The sequence below is a fragment of the Streptomyces sp. NBC_01304 genome (assembly GCF_035975855.1).
Taxonomy (GTDB): Bacteria; Actinomycetota; Actinomycetes; order Streptomycetales; family Streptomycetaceae; genus Streptomyces.
In genome coordinates this window covers 204,566-224,946 of the sequence record NZ_CP109056.1, presented here as the reverse complement: position 1 = coordinate 224,946, position 20,381 = coordinate 204,566, and the positions used below count along the sequence as shown (strand labels likewise).

Here is a 20,381-nt window from a genome sequence, read left to right as displayed (position 1 = left end):
GGGCAGGCGAGCAGCGACTGACCCTCGGTTGCGGGAGGTTCAGCCTGCGCAGGCGTCGGTGGCAGAGCCGCTCAGGTCCTGGCCGTCATGACCGCCAGGAGGAGGGGACACCAGGAGGTTGGGGCGCGTCGTCGGGCGGTAGCGCACTGCCCAGCCCTCGGCTCGCAGGAGATCCGCGTACGCCTCGACGAGTACGAACTCCTCGGCCGCTGCGTCAGCGAAGGACACGCCCGAGGTCGCGCCCGGAAAGAGCGTCCGGTGCTGGACCCGGGCCTGGCCGCGTCCCGGGGCTCCTGCAGCTACCAGGTATCCCGGCCGCGACACCCCGCCGTTCACGTCGAGTTGTGCCGCCGGGTGGTGCTCCGACAGCACCGCCACCACCTGCGCCACGACCTCGTCGTCGGTCGGTTCCATGCCTACCCCTTGCCTCCCTGTGAATGCTGCCGAGCCACCGTACTCAGATTGCCGCGGCGCAGCGCCGGTGCTCGCCCTCCCATCACAGCACGTGACGCGTAAAGCTTGCCTCTATTTCGATTCTGGGGTAATTTAGTGATTGCCGGGGGCGGGTTGCCTTCGCCGGCACCCCCAACCTCCGCACAAGGGAGCTCACATGACTGCCGTCTCCGCCCCGAAGTCCCTACCGGTCGGCACCGTCGTTCAGGTGCGCATCTCCACAGGGCTGCGCACCCGGACGGGCAAGGCAGTCATCCTCGACGAGTCGGTCGGTGGCGGCCAGGGCCAGTACGGCGTGTGGTTCTACCCGGCCGGTGACGCGAAGGCCGGGTACGAAGGGACCGTCTGCCTGGCCTTCGGCAAGGAGATCGTCCGCGTCCACGGATCCATCGAGGACATGTCCGAACGCACACTGCGCCACCTCGACCGCGGGCTTCGCCACTTCGGCCCCAGCCACCCGGTCCGCATGCAGGCCAGTGCTCTGCGCCTGCGCAAGCGGGCGGCCCGACTCGCCAGCCGCTGAGGCAGCGCTGAGCGCCTGCAGCACCCGCATCCGCCACCACAAGGAGCCACTTGCCTCACACCACCACCGAGCCGGACTTCATCAAGGACCTCAAGCTCGGAGACCGCTTCCGGTTCCCCGGCGAAGGGACCGGCCTCGTCTACGGGCCCGTGTGCACCGCCGAAAGCAGCTACATGCTGCATTGGACCGACGTCTTCCTCGGCCAGGGCGAGGTCATGAACCGGCACGCCTTCACGCGCGTCGAGATCCTTTCGCGGGCCCCCAAGTGCGCCTGCGGCAGCTTTCTCGAGTACTGCGAGAACGAGTGCCCGTGGCCCGACGAGCTCGAGGAGCTCTACGCCAGCCGCTACCGCTGACCGCCGGGCCCGTCACACCCTTCCGCCGCTACAGCCCTCCTCCCCCGCTTCCCAAGGACCGCCTGTGCCCCCTGCCGCCACCGCTGAGCAGCCGCCGATCAGCCAGATGACTCCGCTGCCCAGCACGCCAGATGAGCCCCAGACTCCGGCCACCGCGCCCAAGGGGACACCGGAGAACGTCTGGCCGTTGATCAGTGCCAGCGAGATCGGGCGCGCGTACGTGACCGGCCCCGGGGATCGGCTGAGGATCGAGTCCGCGGACGAGCAGATGACGTACACCCTGCGGACGGTCCCGGACGACGGACCCCCGGACGTACAGACGGCCTTCACTGTCCGCGCCCGCCAGCTCGCCGGCGAGGTCGCGCAGCGCGGCAAGGGCGCGCCGAAGTGGCGCAAGCGTCCGCTGCGCATGTGGCCCGGAAAGGCGCCGCGCGCCAAGGAGTTCGCTCCGGCCGGCTTCACGCCCGGCGTAATGCTGGCGTGGACCGCGGGCGGGGTCCGCTTCACGGGACAGGTGTGGGCCAACAAGGTCCGGTCGGGGGACTGGAACGGCAACCGGGGCGACTGCTCCGCGGTGGTGGTGGCGACGGTCGGTGGGCGCCGGGCACGGCGTGATGAGGCGCGATGCCTCCCGCTGGTGCACGGTGCGCGCCTGGCCCAGTCGTCGGCGTTCGTCGTAACGGACGGCGAGAACGCCGACGTTGAGGAGATCGCGCCTCAGTGCGCGGAAGACGGCTTGTTCGATGTCGTGAGCACCGGCCGCGACCCGGTCGAGGACTGGGAGAGCGAGGGCGGGTACGCGACGCGGGCCGAGGAGGTCGATTACGCCTCGGTGCAACCGGTCCCGGCGCAGCCTCCGGCACTCGCCGGCGCCCCGGCGACCGAGGCAGAGGTGACGGGTGAGCTGTGCCCGCGTTGCGACCGTCACGCGCTGTTCGGCCTTGAGTGCGCGTACTGCGGCTCGGTCATCATCACTGCACTGGTGCCCGAGCCGTGCCATCCCCCGGCCTGGACCGAGGGGTGCTGCCCGCGCTGTCTGACTGCCTCCCCGCCCGAGGTGTTCGAGGTGTCGGGCCGCGTCATGTGCGCGGCATGCGCTAGCAGCTTCAGTGACCTTTCGTGGCGCGCGCGTTCGCGTCGCGTGACGATCTGGGTCGACCCGCCTGATGGCCTGGCGTACGCCACTGCGTACGCGGTCGGCATCAAGGTTTCACCATGAGCCAACTTGACGCGTAAAACTTGACTTGAATCCCTGTAGTGGGTAATTTAGTGAGTGCCGGGGCGGTCGTGACGCCCCCGGCGACCACCTCACTCCAGGGAGCCACGATGTCCGCCACCACTCTTCAGCAGCCGGTCAGCCTGAAAGACCTCGTGAAGGGCCATGCGGAGCGGACCGCAGAGCAGGCGCGGAACGCGTCCGGCGCGCAGGCCGCATTCCTGTGGCAGGCCGCAAGCCACTGGGCGGGCCTCGGCAGCGAGCTCCTGCTCGGCCCGGCCAACCTGGACGAGATCGCGCGCCTCTCCCGCCGCGCCGACGACTTCGCCGCGCTCGGCCGCTACGACGGCCCTCGACACGGAGCCGAGCTGGTCGCCCGCCTCACCCCCAAGCCCGCCACCCCGGGCCCCCGGATCCTGATCACCGCCTTCGGCCGCATCGAGGTGACCGAGGAGGTCTACCGGCGCCTGATGTAACCGCCAGCAACGGGTCCCGGCCGCGCCGGGGCCCCGCTGGAAACCCCCTGGAAACCCCCTGGAACCGCCCCCCAGCAACGTCTTGAGGAGATCAGCATGAGCAGCACCGTCACCCCGGAGCAGACCCGCATCGACCGTCTCGCCACGGTCGCCCGCGCCGTGGAGCGCCTCACCAGGACGAGCCCCGAGGTGCTGCGCGAGCAGCTCGCGAGCACCACCATTCACGACCACTGGAAGCAGGACCCCAGGGCCCTTGCCGCGCGCCTGGCCACCGCAGGAACCCCCGGTGCCGAGATCCCGGTGTTCTCCGCCTGGCAGGGCGCGCGCTCCGTCCTGCGCGCCGCCGGACTGCCCGACTGACCCTGCCCCACCCGCCCGCCAGCCGCCCCCGGCAGCGGGGACACCACACCCGAACAGGAACACAGCATGAACGTCTGGGTCGAACGCACCGGCCACATCTACGCCTTGGGCTGCGGCGTCACCGTTGCGGTCTACGGCACGAAGAACGGCAAGGACTGGGACTCTGTGGTGATCGCCAGTTCGCACCCCGACATCAAGGCGGGCGACTACGCGTCTATCGACGCGGACGACATTCGTTCGGGGCGCCCGGTGACGCCACCCAGGGAAACGAGGCGGGATGGCGTACGGACCCCCTGCACCATCCCGTTGAGCCGTCACCGCTGACGCAGCGGCGGCACCCCCACCGAGCCGGCCCCACCGACGGCATAGGACCGGACCGCCTGCGGGACGAGAACCTCCAAGGACGAGGAGCAGGGGCGAGCCCGCCGATTCATGACGCGTAAACCTTGCCCCACATTCGCCTATGAGGTAAATTAGTGAATGTCGGAACGGCGGTGCAAGCGCCCGAACGGCCACTACGAACCAGCCCTGCCGCGAGGAGCGCACCATGACCGCCACGATGACCGAGACCGCCCTCACCGCTTCGGCCCTCGTCGTCGAGCCCCTGGAGGTCACCGAGTTCGACCGGATCGAGTGCGGCGCCTGCGGCAGGCTCTCCCCCTACCTCGACGACGCGGACGAGGGCACCGAAGCAGCGCACGACGCCGGATGGCACGTCGAGAACCTGGACGACTGCGGCTGCTTCCAGCAGTTGTGCCCGGACTGCGCCCACGACCTGTGCGGCGTCGTCGACACCACGCCGCGCCTGGTCGGCATGCGCGTGGTCGGCTGACCACCCCCGGGGCGGCCGCACCGGCCGCCCTGATCACCCCCACCGAAGACTCACCGAGGAGGTACCCCATGGACCAGCACGCCCAACAGCGGCAGACCGCGCTCCGGCAGCTCATCGCGAGTGACGCTCTCACCCTGGAGCTGGCGAGGGCCGCGCTCCTGAAGCTCCTCGACATCACCGAGTCGGCGCAGGAGGGACCCGACTACAAGTCCTATGACATCGGCGAGGGCGTGGCCATGGAGGTGGTCGACGCGGCGTTCGAGGCGCGGGAGCGGATCGGCGACGAGGTCGACGACAGCTTGCTGGACACGCTGCGGTCCGCGCAGCGCTGACGGCGGGCCCTGGGCGCCGAGCACCCTCCGCCGCTGCGGCGGCGCCAGCAGGCGCCGGCTGCCCGGCCCGCTGAACGACAACCGGAGATGAACGACGATCACGGAGGTATTGATGTTCAACGGCCGCTTCGGGCGACTGCACGCATCCGATTACGAAGTGCTGCGCGCCATCCGCAACTTCGACGTGATGCGCCGCGTCGATGTCTCCCGCTGCTCCGATCCGAGGCGCTCAAGGAGCCCTGAGGAAGCTGCGCTCACCGATCGGATCAACGAGTTGCTCTACGTTTCCTACGTTCGGCGCACGCCGCAGGATCCCGCTCAGCCGCTCAGCGGCCCGGCTCTGAAGCGCCTCTTCGCGCGCAAGCTGATCTACCTGTGGCCGCTCGTCCACACCGTCGTGGACGGCAAGTCGTATCGACAGGTCAGGCTCACCCTGAAGGGCGAGGCGCTGCTCCGGAAGCACTCTGACCGGCCACTCCCTTCGGACCATGAGGATGCCTGACCGGGCATCGCCTGAGAGACGTCGCCGGTGATGAGAGTTGACAGACCCCCTGACCTGCGGGCTATCACTTCGATTCCGGTCGAACCGGCCGAAGTTCGGGTCACTGGACATGAGAGTGGGCCTGCGGCGATCGCGTCGGGACGATCGATCCCTTCCACCGACGCCTCAGTGCTCAGCCCGCGTGCCCGACCGCAAGTGATAGTGCGCAGGTCAGAGGGTCGACCACTATCACGTTGGGCTTCACGCTCTCATGTCCAGCTTCCGCCACTCATCGCCGTACATGGGGCGCCTTCATCCTGAATCGCGACGCGTAAAACTTGACTTGATCCCTACAGAGGAGTAAATTAGTGACTGTTGGAACGGCGGTGCAAGCGCCCGACCGGCCATCACGAGCGAACCGCCCCAAGGAGTCGAAGATGCAGATCGCCGCCACCGCCACCCAGACCGTCACCACCAATTGCACCTGCGACGGGACCGGCACCGGCGGCTTCTTCGCCCCCGACGACGCGGACGTGCGCTGCCAAGGGTGCGGCGAGCGGGTCCAGGTCAACTGCGAGGCGAGCTGCGGCAAGTGCTGCCACGCCTGCCACGCCGAGATCCCCTGCTGACTCGCCCCCGGTGGCGGCCGCGAGGCCGCCACCGGGCCCTGCGCGGCGCACTGCTCGATTCCCACCGGCCGACTCCTTCGGCCATCCACCCTTCACCGGAGGCCTGAACACCCATGCACAACCGCTCCCACACCGTCGTCAAGTTCCTCATCTACACGGCGGCGATCATCTGGTTCGACGCGGCCTGGCTCATCGTCACCGGCGAGTGGCCTTCCATCTGGCAGAGCCTGTTCGCCGTCCCCTTCGTCGTCTTCGTGATGTGGCCCCTTGAGCGGGCCCTGGAGCGGCGCCGGGCGCGTCGTGACGCCGAGCGCAAGACGGCCGCGTAGCCGCTGCCGCGAGGGCCTGAGCGGGCGGGCCACCGCCCGCACCGGCCCTCGCGACTCTGCGCCCGCCCCCGGGATTGGGCCGGACACTGCCCGGCCCAATCCCTCCACCGCCTCCGGGAGTTCCCGCTATGACCAACGTCCCCGACTACACCCCCAGCCCCATCTGCCCGCACCGGCACTGCGCCTTCCTGCACTCCGTCCACCTGGTGGTCATGGCACCGGTGGTCATCGTCGCCTGCCTGTTCGGCGGCCTGGCGACGGCGCTGCTCTACGGCCTCCTGAGCGTCATCAGCACGGGCCTCCTGATGCTTTCGGTGCCCGATGCGTTCGCCATGACCCCGCGCAGCGCGCAGGGCGAGACACCTCTGACGGTGCGCCCGGGGTGGGCAGCGCTCGCCCTGGCCACGGACTTCGTGCAGCTGCTCGGAATGCTCGCCCTGGTGGTCCTGTTCGCCACGGACCAGAGCCTGATCGCCGTCCCGCCGCCTTCGGTCGGCGGCTTCACCACCCTCGGCGTCATCGTGGCCGTGATGGTCCTGCACCGCTTCGCGCACCACCGCGCCGTCGCTCCCGCTCCGCAGCCTGCGCTCGCCGCGTAGACGCCCGGCCCGGCCTCCCCGGCAAGGCTCCTTCGCCGGGTCCGGCGGGGACACCACCTCCAACCTCGCAGCCCCTCGCAGCCCCTCGCGCCCGTTTGGCCGCGAGGGGCTGTGGCGCGCTGCGGTGCCCGGCGGCCGGGTCGGCGGCGGCCGTGCCAGGGGGTTGAGATGTGCCGATCGGGTAGCCGGCCGCCTCCGCGACCAGGCCGAGCCGCGCAACTCGAACCCACATATCGACGCGTAAAGCTTGACTCAAATTCGCCATACGGGTAAATTAGTGATCACCGGGGGCGGGGCAAGCGCCTACCGGGCACCGCGAACCACCTTCACGAGGAGCCGGATCCGATGAGCTGCACCGCAGACCACAGCCTCGCCCAGACCTTCCCGCACCGCTGGTGCACCCTGCTCGGCAAGACGGTGATCGTGACGGGCATGCTCCCCGCCCTCTTCGGCGGCATGGCCTCCGTGACGCTCCTCGCGCTGGCCGCCCTCGGCATCCTGGGCCTGCTCATGGTGGCCGTCGCCCTCAAGTCCCGCCGCCGCGCCGCCCCCAGGCGCCGCGCCCGCAAGGGCCGGGGTCTCGCCGCACTCACCGCCGATGTCCTGGTGCTGCTCGTCGCGGCGGGCCTCCTGATCGGCGCGCTGATCGGCGGCAGCGGCGACTCCCCCACGATCCTCACCAGCAGCTCGGGCAGCACGGTCTTCGCCGGGTTCCTCGCCCTGTGCGCGGTGCACCACCTCACGCACCGCTTCGCCCACCGCAGGCGCCGCTACTGAGCCAGCCGGGCCGGGGGCAACCCCGGCCCGCCGCAGGCACCGTCACCGGTTCGCCCGCGCTGCGGGCCCGTCACCTTCCCGCCGATCATCAGGAGCCACCCGTGAGTCGCCAGACCAGCCAGCCGCTGCGCCATGTCAGCCTGCGCACGTCGGACCGTTCGCCGCGTGAGATCGCCTCCACCTTCCGCAAGTCGCTCGGGCTCGATCTCGACCCGAGCTACCAGCGCGGACACGTATGGACGCAGGACGACCGTGTCGAGCTCATCCGGTCGTGGCTGACCGGTACGCCCACCGGCGTCGTCATCTTCAACGACCGGTCCACTCCGGAATGGAAGGAGGCCACCGGCTACGACCCGACCGCGATCGGCGAGGCCATGTACGCGTGCATCGACGGCAAGCAGCGCGTCACCACCGCCTACCTCTGGTACGACGGCGAACTCGCCGTCCCCGCGAGCTGGTTCCCCGCCGAGGACGTGATCGTCACCGAGGACACCGCTGACGGCCCCTACGTCCGCCACCCGGGCCTTTCCAGGTCGAGGCAGCTGAAGTTCTCCAACCAGGCGCATCTGTCCATCGCGATGGCCAAGGTCGCGACGCTCGCCGACGAGGCGGAGATCTACCTCCGGGTCAACGGCGCGGGCGCCCCGCAGTCCGAGGCCGACATGGCCAACGCGGCCAACGCCGCCCGCGTCGCGTCCCCCAGCACGCCGTGAACGCCCCGAGGCGAGCCCAGCGCCGGCTCACCGCCGAGGAGCACGACGTCGTGCGGGATGTCCAGACCCTGAACCTGCACCGCATGCTCCACCTCGGCCTCGTTGACCCGGTGCCCAATCCGTCGCCGATGAGCGAGGACGAGGGCGCGTGGGTCCGCGCTCACGTCTGGCCCGGGTTCCTGCGCCTGATCGACGACGGCTACGCGTGGGGGTATTGGCGGTGGTCGATGTGTGAGCGCGGCACCTGCCGGAACTGCCTCGCCCGCCGGTGCGACCTGTGCGTGCACCGGCAGAAGGGCCACCCCGACGCCTGCGACAACCAGGACGCCGTACACAGCCACCGGGGCCGGATGGTGGCCACCTTGATCCTGCGGCCGGGCGGCGAGACGTGCGCCTGGACGTGCCGGTGCTCCTGTCCCAAGGACAGCGCCCCGCACCCGGCGCCGCCCCGGGCGCCGGCCCCCGACCGGAACCAGCGGCCGGCCCTCCCCCGCCAGCGCGATGCCGCCCCCGCCCCTGACGGCCAAGACACCCTGCCCGGCCTGTAGTAGCGGCGGCCCGCAGCCCCGTGCGGGCCGTCGCGTCCCCGTGCGCTTCGCCCGCGGCCGGCCCCGGGCGAAGCAACCCTGACGACCGCACGCCGGCGCCCTCCACACAAATCAGTGCCGCGTAAAACTTGACTTAGATTCCCTGGGGCGGGTAATTTAGTGAATGTGAGCGAAGGGCGAGCGGGGCAAGCGCCGCCCGGAGCACAGCGAACCGTCTACCCAGGGAGCACACCGTGGCGCGTACCCGACTGACCACCACCGACCTGCACACTGCCGTCCACGAGCTGCTCGACGAGAATCCGCTGCGGGCCGACGAAGGCCACCCGGAACACCGACTGTTCGTCTACCACGGCCACCCCGTCACCATGGACGCCACGCTTCTGCATCACTTCGGCGCGAGCCTGAGCCAGCTCAAGTCCTTCGACGCCGAGCTCTGGGCGGTCGAGAACGAGTGGGAGAAGGTCAAGCACTCGCTGCGCCGCCGCTTCACGCCCCTCGCGTGGACCTGCCTGAGTCACCTCTCGGGCGGCGGCGACGAGGGGGCGTGGGCGAACGCGCACGACTGGGCCTTCGGCCCGCGAACCCTGTCGGGCGTGTTCAACCTGGACGGCGACCGCGCGCTGGACGGGCGGCGCCGCCCCTGGCTCTACGACGCCGAGGAGTTCGAGCAGCCCCAGGCGCACCGCGAGCTCCACCCCGGATGCTCCCAGTACCCCGTGCCGTCCGCCCTGCGACCCTTCCCGCGCAGCGTCTGAGCCACCCCTGTCACGCTCGCGGCCCGCATGCCGCAGGGCCCCGAATTCCAGGGTCTTGGCAGCGTTCTTGCAGGTCAGCGGTGTCACGCCAGATGGCGTGACACCGCCCGTGACGGCCTGCGTGACGGAGCACGTGACAGCACGGCCCCGCCCTGCGGCCATCTGGACGCGCGCCACCCCCAGGGGACACCACCCACTCGATTCGGCCGTCGGCACCACCCGCTCGGCGCCGCGTCACCCCATCGCCCGCGCGCAGGCCAACTCCCCGAAAGGAACAGCCGACATGAGCAGCACCCCGAAGATGACTCTGGAGCAGGAGCTGGCGGCCGCCGTAGCGATGGCCCGCGCGTGCCTCGACGACATCCTGGAGGCCGTTGGCCGGTCCGACCGCCTTGGCGCGCTCCGGATTCTGCGGGATCACCGCAAGATGGACCGGGGTCTGCTGGCGGCGGTCGCGGGCATCATCGGTCACATCACCGATGCGGTCGACGCCGCGGACGAGCACGAGGGCATCGCGTACGCGCTCGGTCAACTCGACGAGGCCCAGGGCTTGGTCCAGGACGGCGCGGGCGAGCGGATCGACCGCGCCCTGGACTACCTGGCCCCGCCGCTTGTCTGCCAGGACTGCGGCCGGCAGAAGCCGGACGTCCAGGTCATGCCCGACCCGTTCACCGTGGCGATCGAGCCGGAGAGCACCGACCACGAGCAGATGACGCTCTGCGAGTCCTGCGCGACCGCACACTTCGAGGAGAGTTGACGCGCAAAGCTTGACCATAACCCCTCAAGATGAGTAAATTAGTGATTACGAGATCGCGGCGCCCCGATCTGGCGCCCTCAACTGTGATTCAGCACCTACCGCAGGAGACCTGATGCGCTTCGAGATCATCAACGACGCGATCGAGAACGGCACCGCTGGCGCGACTCGCCGGGTTCGCCTGGAGGACTGGAACGAGATCGAGATTCTTGGCCGAAAGCCGCAGACGTTCGAAGGTCCTCTTCCGAAGTCCGGCCGCCGCTCGGTGCATGAGGAGGCCGAGATCGTGCAGGCCGAGTGCTTCGGCTCGGGCCCGTACACGGCGTTCCTGGTCGGCCTGATCCGTCCGCTCGGCGCTCCGGCCGGGCAGGTCCTGCCGCACGGCGCTCCCGAGGGCTGGCCCGCCCCGCAGCCACCCCACCCCGGTTTCGACCCGTTCGATCCGCGCGCCTGCACCTGGTACGCCGACGTTCCCGCCGACCTGCTGCGCGACTTCGTCCGGGCGCACGGCGGGGAGAACTTCAACCAGTACCTGGACGAGAACGACTGGGTCTCCTACGACTGAGCCCGCGACGCTCGCCCGGCGGGTGGGCGAGCCGGCCAACCCGCGGGACACCACATCGAGCTCGTCGCGTATCTGGAGTGGCCGGCCGGTGCAGCAGGAGTCCCTGCTGCACCGGCCGCGGCCTGCAGCAAGCCGAGCTTGCCGACATGCTGCACGGCCGCGTCGGCGAGCAGCAGCAGCGCGGGCGTCGGGCGCCATGAGCAGCGTGCTGCACGCCCGCCCTGGAGGGCAGCGCGGTCCGCGCAGCAGCATGGCGGACGGTCCCCGCGCGTGCAGCTGCCTTGCTGCAGCGCGTGCTGCCGCCCGGCGCTGCATCCGTAAACGCGCAGGCCACGGGGGCAGCGGATCTCCGCAGCGCGGCCGGGCGTGCACGTGCGGGCGATGCAGCATTTGGTCGTGCAGCACCTGCGCGGCCCCTCGGCCCGCTGCAGGCAGCGCCCGTGCTGCCACTGCCTTGGCAGCACGCAGCACTTGGGCTGACGCAGCGCTGCCACCGGCTCCGCTGACCTGTGCTGCAGCATCGCGCTGCACGCCGGACGCGGCGCTGCACCTCCCCCGGCTCCGCGTGAGCGCGGCCGCGTCGCGCACGCGAAGCAGCACCCCGACGCCCCGCGGTCATGGCCGCTCGCCGGTGAACGGATCGACCGGGCCGGAGCGGTGGAGACGGTCGAACTGGCCATGGAGAAGCGGGGCATGTGCCGCTCCGGCTCTGGTCGTTCACGGAGGTCCTGGCCGCCGAGCTGCACGCGCCCCGCGCCGCCGGGTGCGGCACCCCCAGGACGATTGACGCGTAAAGCTTGACTTGAACTCCAGTGCTGAGTAATTTAGTGACCGTCCGGCGAGTGCAGCGCCCGACCGACTGCCTCCAACGCCCCTCCACCACAGATCAGGAGCGACACCATGTCCGGTGAGACCACGCCTCAGGACCGCAGCGACGAGCAGCGCCTGGAGCACCTGAAGATGTGGTGCCGCGAGATCATCCGCCTCAAGGCCAAGTCGCAGGGCATCGAGCCCAACACTTTCCTGCAGACCTACGCCACGGCAGCGCAGAACGACCTTGCCGCTCTGTCCGTCGGCCTCGGCCCGGGGGTCCACATGATCAGCGGGGAAGTCGACTCGGACGACCCGCAGTTGCACGCCACCATGTACGTGAAGGGCGGCAGGCCTTCGGGCGACGTCGGCCACCTGGCGCTGCTCCTCGTGGCCTCCCGCGCCATGAGCCACGATGTCCTCGTCACGGCCTGGTCCCCCAAGAGCGCGGAGACCGGCGGCCCCAGCACCACCCAGGCCTGGCTGGTCCAGGACGGACGTCCGCGGCCCATGCGGGCCTCCGACGCGGCCGAGGCCTCCCCGGTGGACGGGACCGACTACATCGACGCCTTCGACCCGGACGAGTACCTCCCCAGCTGACCATCACGCGCTCCGGGCCGCGAGCAGCGGCCCGGAGCGCTCCCCACCTCGCCAGTTAAGAAGCTGTGCCAGAACTCATGATCTGTGACGCTCTGTGAGGTGAGAGCCTCGAACCGTGCTAGTGATGTTGATGAACCGGGGTGGTTGCTCCTGATGTCCTTCACTCAAGCAGCGGGTTCTGTTTCACGAGAGCACAAGCGTTCAACGCGTTCACGTATCTCCGCCCAACAACCAGTTGTCCATCGCTGGCGGATGGGGCGAACTTGGAGAGGGCGTAGCACCAAGCTGCGGTATCCAGTCGCTCGGTCCGGAGGTACGTGATGGCGGTCGAACTCGTTGAGATTCCGGACTTCGAACTGCCATTCCGGTCGTCTAAGCATCCGGAAGCGGACCGTGCCAACGAGGAAGCCTCCGTATGGGCAGTCGACAAGGGGCTGGTGGACGCGGCGGGCTTTGACGACTTCGCAGGGATCGGGTTCGGGCACCTGACGGCCCGGGTGTTGCCCGCAGCTGCGTATGAGAACGTACTGCTGCTGTCACAGTGGATGGCCTGGTCGTTCGTCCTTGATGACCAGCACGACCACCTGATCCGCACCGACAAGATCCAACCTTGGCAGCCTTTCCGAGCAATAGTGGGTGCCTACACAACCGGCGCATCCGCGCTGGCTCGGGAGTGCGAGGGGAACGTTCTCGCACGTGGGTTTTTGGAGTTGGCCGAGCGCATTACCCATCGCTTGCCTCGCCCGGTTGCGCTGCGCTGGAAGCAGCATGTAGGGGAGATGATGGCGTCCTTGGACCAGGAGGCCGCCAACCGAACTTCGCCTCGCCCGCCGAGGGTCACCGATTACATCCTGACCCGTCGGCACAGTTCCCAGTTGCCGGCGATGATGGATATGTCAGAGGCCGCGCTCGGTGTTGAGGTGCCCGCGGCCGTCTACGCCAGTCCGGTATTCCAGGAGTTGATGTGGAGCACGATCGACGTCATCTCATGGACCAACGATGTGTTCTCCCTACCCAAGGAGGCGGCCTGTGGCGACAACAACAACATCGTCGCACTGATCGCCGCACGCGACGGGCTCAGATTCGATGAGGCTGTGCGCACAACCCAGGCGCGGGTGGCCCGTCGTGTGCAGGACTTCCTCGACGCCGAGGGCCACCTGCCTGCCGCGCTGGACACCCTTGACATCCATGATCCTGAGGAACGCGAGGCATCGAGGCGCTGTGCGGCGCACTACCGCGACTGGATGATCGGCACGGACCAGTGGCAGCGACATGACTGCACCCGCTACCGGGACCAGCGATGGGCTGATGGTCTGGAAGCTCTCTACACCCGGCACGACATGTTCACCGGGCAGGGCGAGCGGTGATGGCAACCGAGGCACGCCCCATCCCCAGCTCCCCGCCACAGGCACCGGGTGGCCTTCCTGGCCTGGGGCATGTGCTCCGCCTGGGACTTGGACCGATGGAATTCCTCGAATCGCTGCGTGACTGCGGCCCTGTCGTACGTGTGCGGGTTGGCACCTGGCCGATGTACGTACTGACGGACTCCGATCTCGTCCACCGCCTGCTGGTCGAAGACGCACGCCACTTCGGGCGCGGCCGCGTCTTCCAGCGTCTTCGACCGCTTTTCGGTGACGGGCTGGTGATCAGTGACGGCGCATTCCACCGCAAGCAACGCCGGCTGGTACAGCCTGCCTTCCACCAGGCCCGCATCGCCCGCTACGCCCAGGCCATGCGCGAGCGAGCACAGACCATGGCCGCCTCATGGCAGGAGGGCGAGACCGTCTGGGTGGACCGGGAAATGCGGCAGCACGCCTTGTCGGTGGTAGCGGACACGCTGTTCTCCAGCACGCTGGCCGAGCATGCCGTCGCCGAGGTGCACCGTTCACTGCCCACCATCCTCGAGGGCATGTTCGTGCGGGCCATCGCACCGAACTGGCTGGACAAGGTGCCGTATTCGGTCAACCGGCGGTTCGACCAGGCGGCTGCTCGACTGCGCAGTGTCATCGACGAGGTCATCGCCGCTTACGGCAACGAGCGGACAGTCCGCGAGGATCTCGTGTCCGCCCTGCTGACCAGCAAGCTTCCTGACACTGGTGAGGTGATGAGCCCGGAACAAGTGCGTGATGAGGCCATCGCGGTCATGTTCGCCGGAACCGAAACCACCGCCACCACCATGGCCTGGGCCTTCCATGAGATCAGCCGTCACCCAGAGGCTGAAGCAAGGCTGTCCGCGGAGGCTGACCAGGAGATTCTCGACCCTGCTTCCATGCCCTACACCCGGGCGGTGATCGAAGAAGCGCTGCGTCTGCACTCGCCGTTGCTGTTCACACGCCGGGCTCTGGCAGATGTGCACCTCGGCCAGCACTTCATCCCCTCGGGCGCCGAAGTCGCCTACAGCCCCTATGCCTTGCATCGGGACCCCACCCTGTTCCCTGATCCGACAGCGTTCCGCCCCGAGCGCTGGCTCAGGTCGCGCAGCGGCCTGCCGAGCAGTCGAGGCTTCATCCCGTTCAGCGTGGGGCCCCACAAGTGCATCGGGGACACCTTCGCCATGACCGAAGCCGTCATCACGCTGGCGACCGTCAGCCGCAGATGGCAGCTCGTCCCCGTACCCGGTCACACCGTGCGCCAACGCCCTGCGGGCATGCCCCAGCCCAACGCGCTCCCCATGACCCCCATCGCCCGCCACAACTCGCCAAGGGCAGAGGCAGCCCCGCCATCAGCACCAGGGGCTCCCTCCCCGCTCTGAACAGCCGGGGGTGGGGAGATCGGTGCCCCCTATCACCCGCGTCCCGCTCGACGAGGATCGAACTTGGTGCCGCCGGCCTCGAGGCCAACCACCCACGCTGCCTTTTGGTCAGACCAGGGTGGTGGGGGCGAGACGGATGGCCCTCGGATGCAGCGGCCGCAGCCGGATCTGCGCGGGCTTGCCAGCCTTTTTGGCCGACTCGACGGGATGCGGGCTGGAACGCGGTGGGCGGGGAGGCTGGGTGAGGCGGCGGACCATCAAGGTGACGAAAGTCCAGGTGAGGTGAGCTTCGCTGTGGGAGATGAGCCTTTCGTAGTCCCGGACGTTTCTGCGCGCTCTCATGATCCACGAGATGGCCCGCTCGACTCGCCATCTCTTCGCCAGGACGGCGAAGCCGTCCTGGTCCTTGCGGCGGGGCACCGTTTTGAGGGTCAGGCCGAGGACGTTGTGGGCCCAGTCGATGAGGGTTCCTCCGTAGGCGGAGTCGGCCCAGGCGACGGCCAGTTCGGGATGGGTGAGACAGAGACGGAAGAGCAGGTCACGGGCCGGGATGCTGTCGTGAGGAGAGGCTTCGGTGACCATGACGGCCAGGGGCATACCGCGCATATCTACCGTGATGTGGCGCTTCCGGCCGTTGATCTTCTTTCCGCCGTCCCAGCCGCGACTGTCGTTCCCCACCGTTTCGGCGCCCTTGACGGACTGCGAGTCCAGGATCACCGCGACCGTGCGCGGGTTGAGGCCGTCATGGACGCGGACCTGCTCATGTAGCTCGGCGTGAATGCGGGCCAGATCCCCGCTGGCTCTCCATCGCTGAAAGAATCCGAAAACGGTCCGCCAGGGGATGCCGAAGTCGATAGGCACGCTTCTCCACTTCACGCCGTTGTCGTTGACGTAGCGGATGGCGTCGACGACATTGCGGCGCGGGTGCTTTTCGGGACGGCCCCCTGTGGGCCGGGTGCATGCCGCCGGCGGCAGTAAGGGCTCGAGGACGGCCCATTCGGCGTCGGTGGTGTCGCTGGGGTAGTGCCGCTCGCGGACGGCCGGTTGCTCGGTGTATGTGCAGGTCATGGCCGTTCCATACGGGAGAGGACTTCCAGGGTGGCCCGGACCCCGCCGATCTGTTCGAGGACCAGGCGAGCCCAGTCGTCCTTCGGTTTGCGTTTGGTATGCGGGGCGACGATCCCGGCGATGAAATTCGTCATCCGGTGCAACTCCACCTTGAACAGCGCACGCTCATAGGCGATCCACACCTCGGGCTCCTCCGACAGCTGGAAGCCGTCGCGGCGGTTGTGCGTCACCGGCGGAAGTCCGTCCTTGACCGCGTTCGTCCGCAGGAACTTGATACCCGTCCAGACCTGCGCGGGGGTGCGCTTGGTGGCCTTGGCCAGCTGCTTCAGGTGCAGTCCGGCCGGGCGGGCTTCTTCCAGGGCTTTGCGTACGGCTTCGGCGTGAACGTGAGCGGGCAGTCCCGCCCGCCGCTTCATGACTACTGGCCCCGCAACAGGTCGGCCAGCGCCTCATCCAGGTCCACCTTGCCCGTGGAGACTGCGGTCTCGATCCAGTCCGCCGTCGCCCTGATCTTCTCCAAATGCCTTGTCACCAGGGAGTACTGCGTCTCGGAGAACTCCCGGCCGCGCAGCTTCGGCACCAGCCGGCTCGCCCCGGCCACGAAGCCCTGGCAGACCCCGATCAGGTCGGTGAACTCCATCGCCCGATGAAATCCCCGCACGATCGCGACGGGATCAACGACACCGTCCTCCTCCACCCCGGCATCGGGCTCGTCCCACCAGTCATCCCCATCACCTTCGTCCACGGATTCGGCCTGGTCGAACTGCGCCTGATTAACGAGCTCACGGGCCTGCCGGTCCCGCATCGCCCGGAAAGCGACCTCCGGCCGGTGCAGCAGATCACACGCCACCAAGGCCGCCACCTGCTCGTCCTGCGCGAGGTCCCTAATCGCCTCGACCTTCTCCGCCACCGTCACCGGCGTCGCGGTCGGCCAGCCCGCCACCCGCTTCGCCGCGTCCCCACTCCACCTGGACTCCCCGGTCCGCTCGTCCAGCGGCGGATGCTGGATCACCTCGTACGCGTCCGGCGTCGACGCCAGAATCCGGTGCACTTCGAAGGAGACGCCGTCCTGGCGCTGTTCCTTCGGCCACCGCGCGGCCACCCACCGATACGTCCGCACCGTATGGAAGGAGAGGCCTATCGCCTCGGCGAACAGCCGTAAGAAGCCCTCGACCCCGAGCTCGTCGTCTTCTCCGAGCGCCATGTTCCCACCGTGTGCACGCATCGGAGCGATCTCCAACGCGATGTCACCGAGACGGAATTGGCATCCCGTCATCACCTTGACCAGCTGAACCGACTGGTCCACCAGATCATCAAAACCCTCACACGGCACACTGCCGATCCCCTGGGCCACGACGCACACTCCCCAGACGGACCAGAAGAGCCGGCATCCCACCGACCGCAGAAACTCCGGCCCGCATATGCCCGACACACTCCGCCGCCCACCCCAAGGTCACCACAAACGACCGGAAGTACCCCACTTCACATACAAGCCCTCCAACTCCTGCCCGAGCACATCGCCATACCCGACACATAACTGAGCAACTCTGCCATCAGTCACAGAGCGTCACAGATCATGAGTTCTGGCACAGCTTCTAAGGACTTCCCCATGGCCTCTGTGCCCAGCACCCCGCGCACCGAGGGCGACGTCATGTCGGCCGCCCTCGCGTCCCACGGCTTCCCCTCCTTCCTCAACGAGGAGGGCGGCATCGTCTACCTCGCCGTCCCGGTCGACCCCGAGACCAAGGACGCCGAGATCCTGCTGCATCCGCACATCAAGATCGCCTCCGGCGAGGACGCCGACCGGCGGGTGGACGAGCACGACGCGCCCTGGGTCGCGTCCCTGTACGGCGCGGACCTCGAGTTCGTCGACACCATCTACGGCGGAGACGAGACCCTCGGCATCGAGGACGACTCCCGGGCCTGCGCCGAGGCCGTCGTCACCCATGCCGCGTGGTGGCGGGCCGGAACTCTGCCGGCCCCCGTTCCCGCGCCAGCCGAGCGCCTGGTCAACGCGATCCGGCAGGCAGGCCCGGGGGCCTTCTACGACGCCGAGGACGGTGTGGTCATCGCGCACCGTGGCGACGTGGCACAGGAGTTGGCCGTGACCGGCGCGCACCTGGTGCTGCAGCTGCATCGCGCGAGCGACGGCTGGAGTGACGGTTTCACGGTCACCGCCTGGGCGCCCGGCCTTCGCGGGGACCTGTCCGAGGTGGCTCAGGTGTTCGCGTGCCGCGGCCTGCTGTCCGACGAGCTCGTCGAGCGCGGCGCGCGGGCGGTGTCCGAGTGGCTGAGCGAGCCGCGCCCGTCCGCCGGGGCGCTGCTCCTGGCAGCGCTCGCCGAGCAGGGCATCGTCCCTGTCCGCTCGGGCTCCTCGTACGTCGTCCCCCTGCTTCCTGGCGTCACCGGTGAGGCGGTGTGGTCGAGCGAGTACCTGCGCATCAGTGGCCAGTCGTGGGCGGGCGACCACGTCCCGGCCGCGCACATCGGGTGGGCCATCTCCCGCCACCCCAACCCGGACCATGCGAACGGCAATCCGGTCTGCGCGACGGTCTACCCGACACCGCTGTACCCCGCCCGGGGCGAGTGCGCCACCGACTCGGCCAACACGGCCGCCTACGTCGCGGACCGGCTCGCCACCGCGTCCCACTGACCGCTCCTCCCCTGTGCGGCTCCGGGCTGCTGCTGCAGCGTGCTGCAGTGCAGCACCGCCGGGCAGCGTCTGCTGCCCCGTCGCGTATCCGCCGCCGCTGCCCGCTGCTGCTCGTGCAGCGCGGGGCCTTAGCCCGCCCGGTGGCCCTGCCGTGCAGCACCGCGCAGCGCCCAGGCGCTGCACACCGCTGCTCCGACCCCGGTCTCCGCGTCCCCACCCGATGTTCGAGAAAGGCCCGTTGCCGTGAACGACACCTTCGTCGACACCCGCGCCCTGACCGTCGATGGCCCGATCGCCTTCGGCAAGCTGCCGATGGACAGCGTGATCCGCCTCGCCGAACCGACGCTCGGCCTGGCCGCCGGTCACTGGATCGTCGGGGCCTGGCAGAAGGCGTACTACAACGACCCCGCAGGCCTGCGCGATCTGACGCCGGTCACCGACGGCCTCGATGAGGCCGCCGGGCAGCCGGTCCTCGACGCGCGCCAGGCCCCGGACTGGACCAGCCCCTTCCCGCAGGAACTGCGCGGGATGCGCCTGGACGAGCTGCGCGCCGCGCTCAACGCGCTCACCGGCGTCCCCGGCGACGCCCTCGTCGTCCTCGCGCCCGCCACCCACCACGACGAGGACCACGACTCCCCCGCCGACGCCCACATCAGGATCGGGCGGTACATGCCCAGCGCGGACAGCGTCGGCTCGACCTACGGCGACGGCTACACCAACTCCGCCAGCCACGGGCTCGACGAGGACTGCCTGCCCGTCCCCGCGGCCGCGGTGCCCGCGGTCTTCCTCACCCCGCTCAACTGACCGGCTGGGCCCGGGGGTCTCCCTGGCCCAGCCCGCCTCGACCATCACCAGACCAACGACAGGACCTTTTGTGAGCGGCTACGACGACCTGAGCCTCACCGGCTCCATCACCCTGGATCCCCCGCTGCCCGTGAGCGAGTTCGGGCCGGCCTACACCAAGCTCCTCAACTCCGGCCTCGCCCTGCCCACCTATAGCGGGGACACCACGGTGCAGGCGATGACCGGTGTCACCTTCCCCGAGGACGTGTCGGCCGACGCGGGCTTCTGGTTCACCATGCTGCGCCGGCTCGAGGACCTGGCCCGCCAGCACGCGCGCACGCTCGCCTCGGCCGCGACGTACACCTCCGACGAGCGCGGGCGCGGCGGCCTCCTCATCGACGGCGGCGGGCACTTCCACCTCGTCCGCGACGAGGAGGACCGTGGCCTGCACCTCGCCAGGACCTGCGAGTTCTGCCTGCACAACTACCACTACCGCGCGGGCGCCTTCGACGTGGAGGCGACCGACGACGACCAGGTGCGCCTCGGCGAGACGGTCTGCGGGCCGTTCACCGTCTTCCCGGTGCTGTGCGACCAGCACGGCGAGATCGCCTGCCCGCCAACTCGCCCGGAAGCGCTCTTCCGCCGGGAGCAGCACCTGATCGAGAAGCACACCCCCAGGCCGCTGCCTCTCGGCGCGGCGCCGGTCGAGGACCGCCTCCTGGAGGAGGTGCTGGAGCACATCGCGGAGGCGGGCCGGCAGTTGCGCGATGCCCGGCACTTCGCCGGCCAGGCGGGCCGTGCCGGGGGCGCGGTCCGACGCCGGGACGTGGCCCGCGAGCACGTGCGGCAGGCCGTGGCCGCGCTGCGCGCCCACCCGGCGCCCGACGTGTGCGAGGCGCTGGTGCACCTGCTGGTGGAGCACCGCGCCGGCCGCTGACGCCTTGCCTCTCCCCTGTCGGTGCAGATCGGCGGCCTCTGTCCACAGGCCCGTCCGGCCAGCGTTCCGGGTGAACGGCC

General features: G+C 69.4%; 28 protein-coding genes. 24 read left to right on the top strand and 4 right to left on the bottom strand.

Going from position 1 to position 20,381, the window contains the following annotated elements:
• Positions 1-39 precede the first annotated feature (39 nt).
• Positions 40-414 (bottom strand): hypothetical protein, encoded by a 375-nt coding sequence (locus tag OG430_RS48735; RefSeq protein ID WP_327359762.1) that lies wholly within the window; start codon positions 412-414, stop codon positions 40-42.
• A 196-nt stretch (positions 415-610) separates the two neighbouring features.
• Between OG430_RS48735 and OG430_RS48730 the strand changes: the two genes are divergently transcribed.
• The 21 genes from OG430_RS48730 (at position 611) to OG430_RS48630 (ending at position 14,860) form a co-directional block, all read left to right on the top strand.
• Entirely contained in the window at positions 611-976 is a 366-nt protein-coding gene (locus OG430_RS48730) for a DUF6409 family protein (protein WP_327359761.1), read from the top strand.
• A gap of 50 nt (positions 977-1,026) precedes the next feature.
• Positions 1,027-1,332: a hypothetical protein gene (locus OG430_RS48725; RefSeq protein WP_327359760.1), complete on the top strand. Its 306-nt coding sequence runs from the start codon at positions 1,027-1,029 to the stop codon at positions 1,330-1,332.
• Positions 1,333-1,396: 64 nt separating this feature from the next.
• Positions 1,397-2,551 carry a hypothetical protein gene (locus OG430_RS48720; RefSeq protein ID WP_327359759.1) on the top strand — a complete coding sequence of 385 codons (1,155 nt, stop codon included), beginning with the start codon at positions 1,397-1,399 and terminating at the stop codon, positions 2,549-2,551.
• A 107-nt stretch (positions 2,552-2,658) separates the two neighbouring features.
• Complete coding sequence (locus OG430_RS48715; protein ID WP_327359758.1) at positions 2,659-3,024, top strand: hypothetical protein; 366 nt, start codon at positions 2,659-2,661, stop codon at positions 3,022-3,024.
• Positions 3,025-3,120: 96 nt separating this feature from the next.
• The gene (locus OG430_RS48710) at positions 3,121-3,384 is read left to right on the top strand and encodes a hypothetical protein (protein WP_327359757.1); all 264 of its coding nucleotides are present in this window, start codon (positions 3,121-3,123) and stop codon (positions 3,382-3,384) included.
• A gap of 66 nt (positions 3,385-3,450) precedes the next feature.
• Positions 3,451-3,708, top strand: a complete 258-nt coding sequence (locus OG430_RS48705) for a hypothetical protein (RefSeq protein ID WP_327359756.1) — start codon at positions 3,451-3,453, stop codon at positions 3,706-3,708.
• 223 nt (positions 3,709-3,931) lie between these two features.
• The gene (locus tag OG430_RS48700) at positions 3,932-4,216 is read left to right on the top strand and encodes a hypothetical protein (RefSeq protein ID WP_327359755.1); all 285 of its coding nucleotides are present in this window, start codon (positions 3,932-3,934) and stop codon (positions 4,214-4,216) included.
• A gap of 68 nt (positions 4,217-4,284) precedes the next feature.
• On the top strand, positions 4,285-4,548 hold the full coding sequence (locus tag OG430_RS48695; RefSeq protein ID WP_327359754.1) for a hypothetical protein: 264 nt from the start codon (positions 4,285-4,287) through the stop codon (positions 4,546-4,548).
• Positions 4,549-4,660: 112 nt separating this feature from the next.
• Complete coding sequence (locus OG430_RS48690; RefSeq protein WP_327359753.1) at positions 4,661-5,050, top strand: hypothetical protein; 390 nt, start codon at positions 4,661-4,663, stop codon at positions 5,048-5,050.
• Positions 5,051-5,466: 416 nt separating this feature from the next.
• The gene (locus OG430_RS48685) at positions 5,467-5,658 is read left to right on the top strand and encodes a hypothetical protein (protein WP_327359752.1); all 192 of its coding nucleotides are present in this window, start codon (positions 5,467-5,469) and stop codon (positions 5,656-5,658) included.
• 113 nt (positions 5,659-5,771) lie between these two features.
• Complete coding sequence (locus OG430_RS48680) at positions 5,772-5,987, top strand: hypothetical protein (RefSeq protein WP_327359751.1); 216 nt, start codon at positions 5,772-5,774, stop codon at positions 5,985-5,987.
• Positions 5,988-6,115: 128 nt separating this feature from the next.
• Complete coding sequence (locus tag OG430_RS48675; RefSeq protein WP_327359750.1) at positions 6,116-6,586, top strand: hypothetical protein; 471 nt, start codon at positions 6,116-6,118, stop codon at positions 6,584-6,586.
• A gap of 345 nt (positions 6,587-6,931) precedes the next feature.
• Complete coding sequence (locus tag OG430_RS48670; RefSeq protein WP_327359749.1) at positions 6,932-7,363, top strand: hypothetical protein; 432 nt, start codon at positions 6,932-6,934, stop codon at positions 7,361-7,363.
• A 101-nt stretch (positions 7,364-7,464) separates the two neighbouring features.
• Positions 7,465-8,076: a DUF262 domain-containing protein gene (locus OG430_RS48665; protein ID WP_327359748.1), complete on the top strand. Its 612-nt coding sequence runs from the start codon at positions 7,465-7,467 to the stop codon at positions 8,074-8,076.
• The gene (locus OG430_RS48660) at positions 8,073-8,624 is read left to right on the top strand and encodes a DUF6248 family natural product biosynthesis protein (protein WP_327359747.1); all 552 of its coding nucleotides are present in this window, start codon (positions 8,073-8,075) and stop codon (positions 8,622-8,624) included. The genes OG430_RS48665 and OG430_RS48660 overlap by 4 nt, the downstream gene beginning before the upstream one ends.
• Before the next feature lie 233 nt (positions 8,625-8,857).
• Positions 8,858-9,379: a hypothetical protein gene (locus tag OG430_RS48655; protein WP_327359746.1), complete on the top strand. Its 522-nt coding sequence runs from the start codon at positions 8,858-8,860 to the stop codon at positions 9,377-9,379.
• A gap of 283 nt (positions 9,380-9,662) precedes the next feature.
• A complete protein-coding gene (locus tag OG430_RS48650) occupies positions 9,663-10,136 on the top strand; it encodes a hypothetical protein (protein WP_327359745.1) in 474 nt (157 codons plus the stop codon).
• A gap of 112 nt (positions 10,137-10,248) precedes the next feature.
• Positions 10,249-10,698, top strand: coding sequence for a hypothetical protein (locus OG430_RS48645; protein WP_327359744.1), 450 nt, complete (start codon positions 10,249-10,251; stop codon positions 10,696-10,698).
• A 900-nt stretch (positions 10,699-11,598) separates the two neighbouring features.
• Positions 11,599-12,108 carry a hypothetical protein gene (locus OG430_RS48640; RefSeq protein ID WP_327359743.1) on the top strand — a complete coding sequence of 170 codons (510 nt, stop codon included), beginning with the start codon at positions 11,599-11,601 and terminating at the stop codon, positions 12,106-12,108.
• 320 nt (positions 12,109-12,428) lie between these two features.
• On the top strand, positions 12,429-13,475 hold the full coding sequence (locus OG430_RS48635; protein ID WP_327359742.1) for a terpene synthase family protein: 1,047 nt from the start codon (positions 12,429-12,431) through the stop codon (positions 13,473-13,475).
• The gene (locus OG430_RS48630; protein ID WP_327359741.1) at positions 13,475-14,860 is read left to right on the top strand and encodes a cytochrome P450; all 1,386 of its coding nucleotides are present in this window, start codon (positions 13,475-13,477) and stop codon (positions 14,858-14,860) included. The genes OG430_RS48635 and OG430_RS48630 overlap by 1 nt, the downstream gene beginning before the upstream one ends.
• 108 nt (positions 14,861-14,968) lie before the next feature.
• Here OG430_RS48630 and OG430_RS48625 read toward each other — a convergent pair whose 3' ends face one another.
• Genes OG430_RS48625 through OG430_RS48615 form a run of 3 tightly spaced genes read right to left on the bottom strand, consistent with a single transcriptional unit; the run spans position 14,969 to position 17,132 of the window.
• Entirely contained in the window at positions 14,969-15,928 is a 960-nt protein-coding gene (locus tag OG430_RS48625) for an IS5 family transposase (RefSeq protein WP_327359740.1), read from the bottom strand.
• A complete protein-coding gene (locus OG430_RS48620; RefSeq protein WP_327359739.1) occupies positions 15,925-16,344 on the bottom strand; it encodes a hypothetical protein in 420 nt (139 codons plus the stop codon). The genes OG430_RS48625 and OG430_RS48620 overlap by 4 nt, the downstream gene beginning before the upstream one ends.
• A 2-nt stretch (positions 16,345-16,346) precedes the next feature.
• A complete protein-coding gene (locus OG430_RS48615; protein WP_327359738.1) occupies positions 16,347-17,132 on the bottom strand; it encodes a DUF6192 family protein in 786 nt (261 codons plus the stop codon).
• A 405-nt stretch (positions 17,133-17,537) separates the two neighbouring features.
• Between OG430_RS48615 and OG430_RS48610 the strand changes: the two genes are divergently transcribed.
• The 3 genes from OG430_RS48610 to OG430_RS48600 all read left to right on the top strand — a co-directional run bounded on the left by OG430_RS48610 (position 17,538) and on the right by OG430_RS48600 (position 20,301).
• The gene (locus tag OG430_RS48610; RefSeq protein ID WP_327359737.1) at positions 17,538-18,581 is read left to right on the top strand and encodes a hypothetical protein; all 1,044 of its coding nucleotides are present in this window, start codon (positions 17,538-17,540) and stop codon (positions 18,579-18,581) included.
• Between the two features lie 243 nt (positions 18,582-18,824).
• Positions 18,825-19,385, top strand: a complete 561-nt coding sequence (locus tag OG430_RS48605; protein WP_327359735.1) for a hypothetical protein — start codon at positions 18,825-18,827, stop codon at positions 19,383-19,385.
• Between the two features lie 70 nt (positions 19,386-19,455).
• Positions 19,456-20,301: a hypothetical protein gene (locus OG430_RS48600; protein ID WP_327359734.1), complete on the top strand. Its 846-nt coding sequence runs from the start codon at positions 19,456-19,458 to the stop codon at positions 20,299-20,301.
• Positions 20,302-20,381: the final 80 nt, after the last annotated feature.

Coding starts and splice junctions, on each gene's coding strand:
- OG430_RS48735 (WP_327359762.1), bottom strand. CDS start 414: ATGGAACCGACCGACGACGAGGTCGTGGCGCAGGTGGTGGCGGTGCTG.
- OG430_RS48730 (WP_327359761.1), top strand. CDS start 611: ATGACTGCCGTCTCCGCCCCGAAGTCCCTACCGGTCGGCACCGTCGTT.
- OG430_RS48715 (WP_327359758.1), top strand. CDS start 2,659: ATGTCCGCCACCACTCTTCAGCAGCCGGTCAGCCTGAAAGACCTCGTG.
- OG430_RS48710 (WP_327359757.1), top strand. CDS start 3,121: ATGAGCAGCACCGTCACCCCGGAGCAGACCCGCATCGACCGTCTCGCC.
- OG430_RS48705 (WP_327359756.1), top strand. CDS start 3,451: ATGAACGTCTGGGTCGAACGCACCGGCCACATCTACGCCTTGGGCTGC.
- OG430_RS48700 (WP_327359755.1), top strand. CDS start 3,932: ATGACCGCCACGATGACCGAGACCGCCCTCACCGCTTCGGCCCTCGTC.
- OG430_RS48695 (WP_327359754.1), top strand. CDS start 4,285: ATGGACCAGCACGCCCAACAGCGGCAGACCGCGCTCCGGCAGCTCATC.
- OG430_RS48690 (WP_327359753.1), top strand. CDS start 4,661: ATGTTCAACGGCCGCTTCGGGCGACTGCACGCATCCGATTACGAAGTG.
- OG430_RS48685 (WP_327359752.1), top strand. CDS start 5,467: ATGCAGATCGCCGCCACCGCCACCCAGACCGTCACCACCAATTGCACC.
- OG430_RS48680 (WP_327359751.1), top strand. CDS start 5,772: ATGCACAACCGCTCCCACACCGTCGTCAAGTTCCTCATCTACACGGCG.
- OG430_RS48675 (WP_327359750.1), top strand. CDS start 6,116: ATGACCAACGTCCCCGACTACACCCCCAGCCCCATCTGCCCGCACCGG.
- OG430_RS48670 (WP_327359749.1), top strand. CDS start 6,932: ATGAGCTGCACCGCAGACCACAGCCTCGCCCAGACCTTCCCGCACCGC.
- OG430_RS48650 (WP_327359745.1), top strand. CDS start 9,663: ATGAGCAGCACCCCGAAGATGACTCTGGAGCAGGAGCTGGCGGCCGCC.
- OG430_RS48645 (WP_327359744.1), top strand. CDS start 10,249: ATGCGCTTCGAGATCATCAACGACGCGATCGAGAACGGCACCGCTGGC.
- OG430_RS48640 (WP_327359743.1), top strand. CDS start 11,599: ATGTCCGGTGAGACCACGCCTCAGGACCGCAGCGACGAGCAGCGCCTG.
- OG430_RS48635 (WP_327359742.1), top strand. CDS start 12,429: ATGGCGGTCGAACTCGTTGAGATTCCGGACTTCGAACTGCCATTCCGG.
- OG430_RS48630 (WP_327359741.1), top strand. CDS start 13,475: ATGGCAACCGAGGCACGCCCCATCCCCAGCTCCCCGCCACAGGCACCG.
- OG430_RS48625 (WP_327359740.1), bottom strand. CDS start 15,928: ATGACCTGCACATACACCGAGCAACCGGCCGTCCGCGAGCGGCACTAC.
- OG430_RS48620 (WP_327359739.1), bottom strand. CDS start 16,344: ATGAAGCGGCGGGCGGGACTGCCCGCTCACGTTCACGCCGAAGCCGTA.
- OG430_RS48615 (WP_327359738.1), bottom strand. CDS start 17,132: ATGGCGCTCGGAGAAGACGACGAGCTCGGGGTCGAGGGCTTCTTACGG.
- OG430_RS48610 (WP_327359737.1), top strand. CDS start 17,538: ATGGCCTCTGTGCCCAGCACCCCGCGCACCGAGGGCGACGTCATGTCG.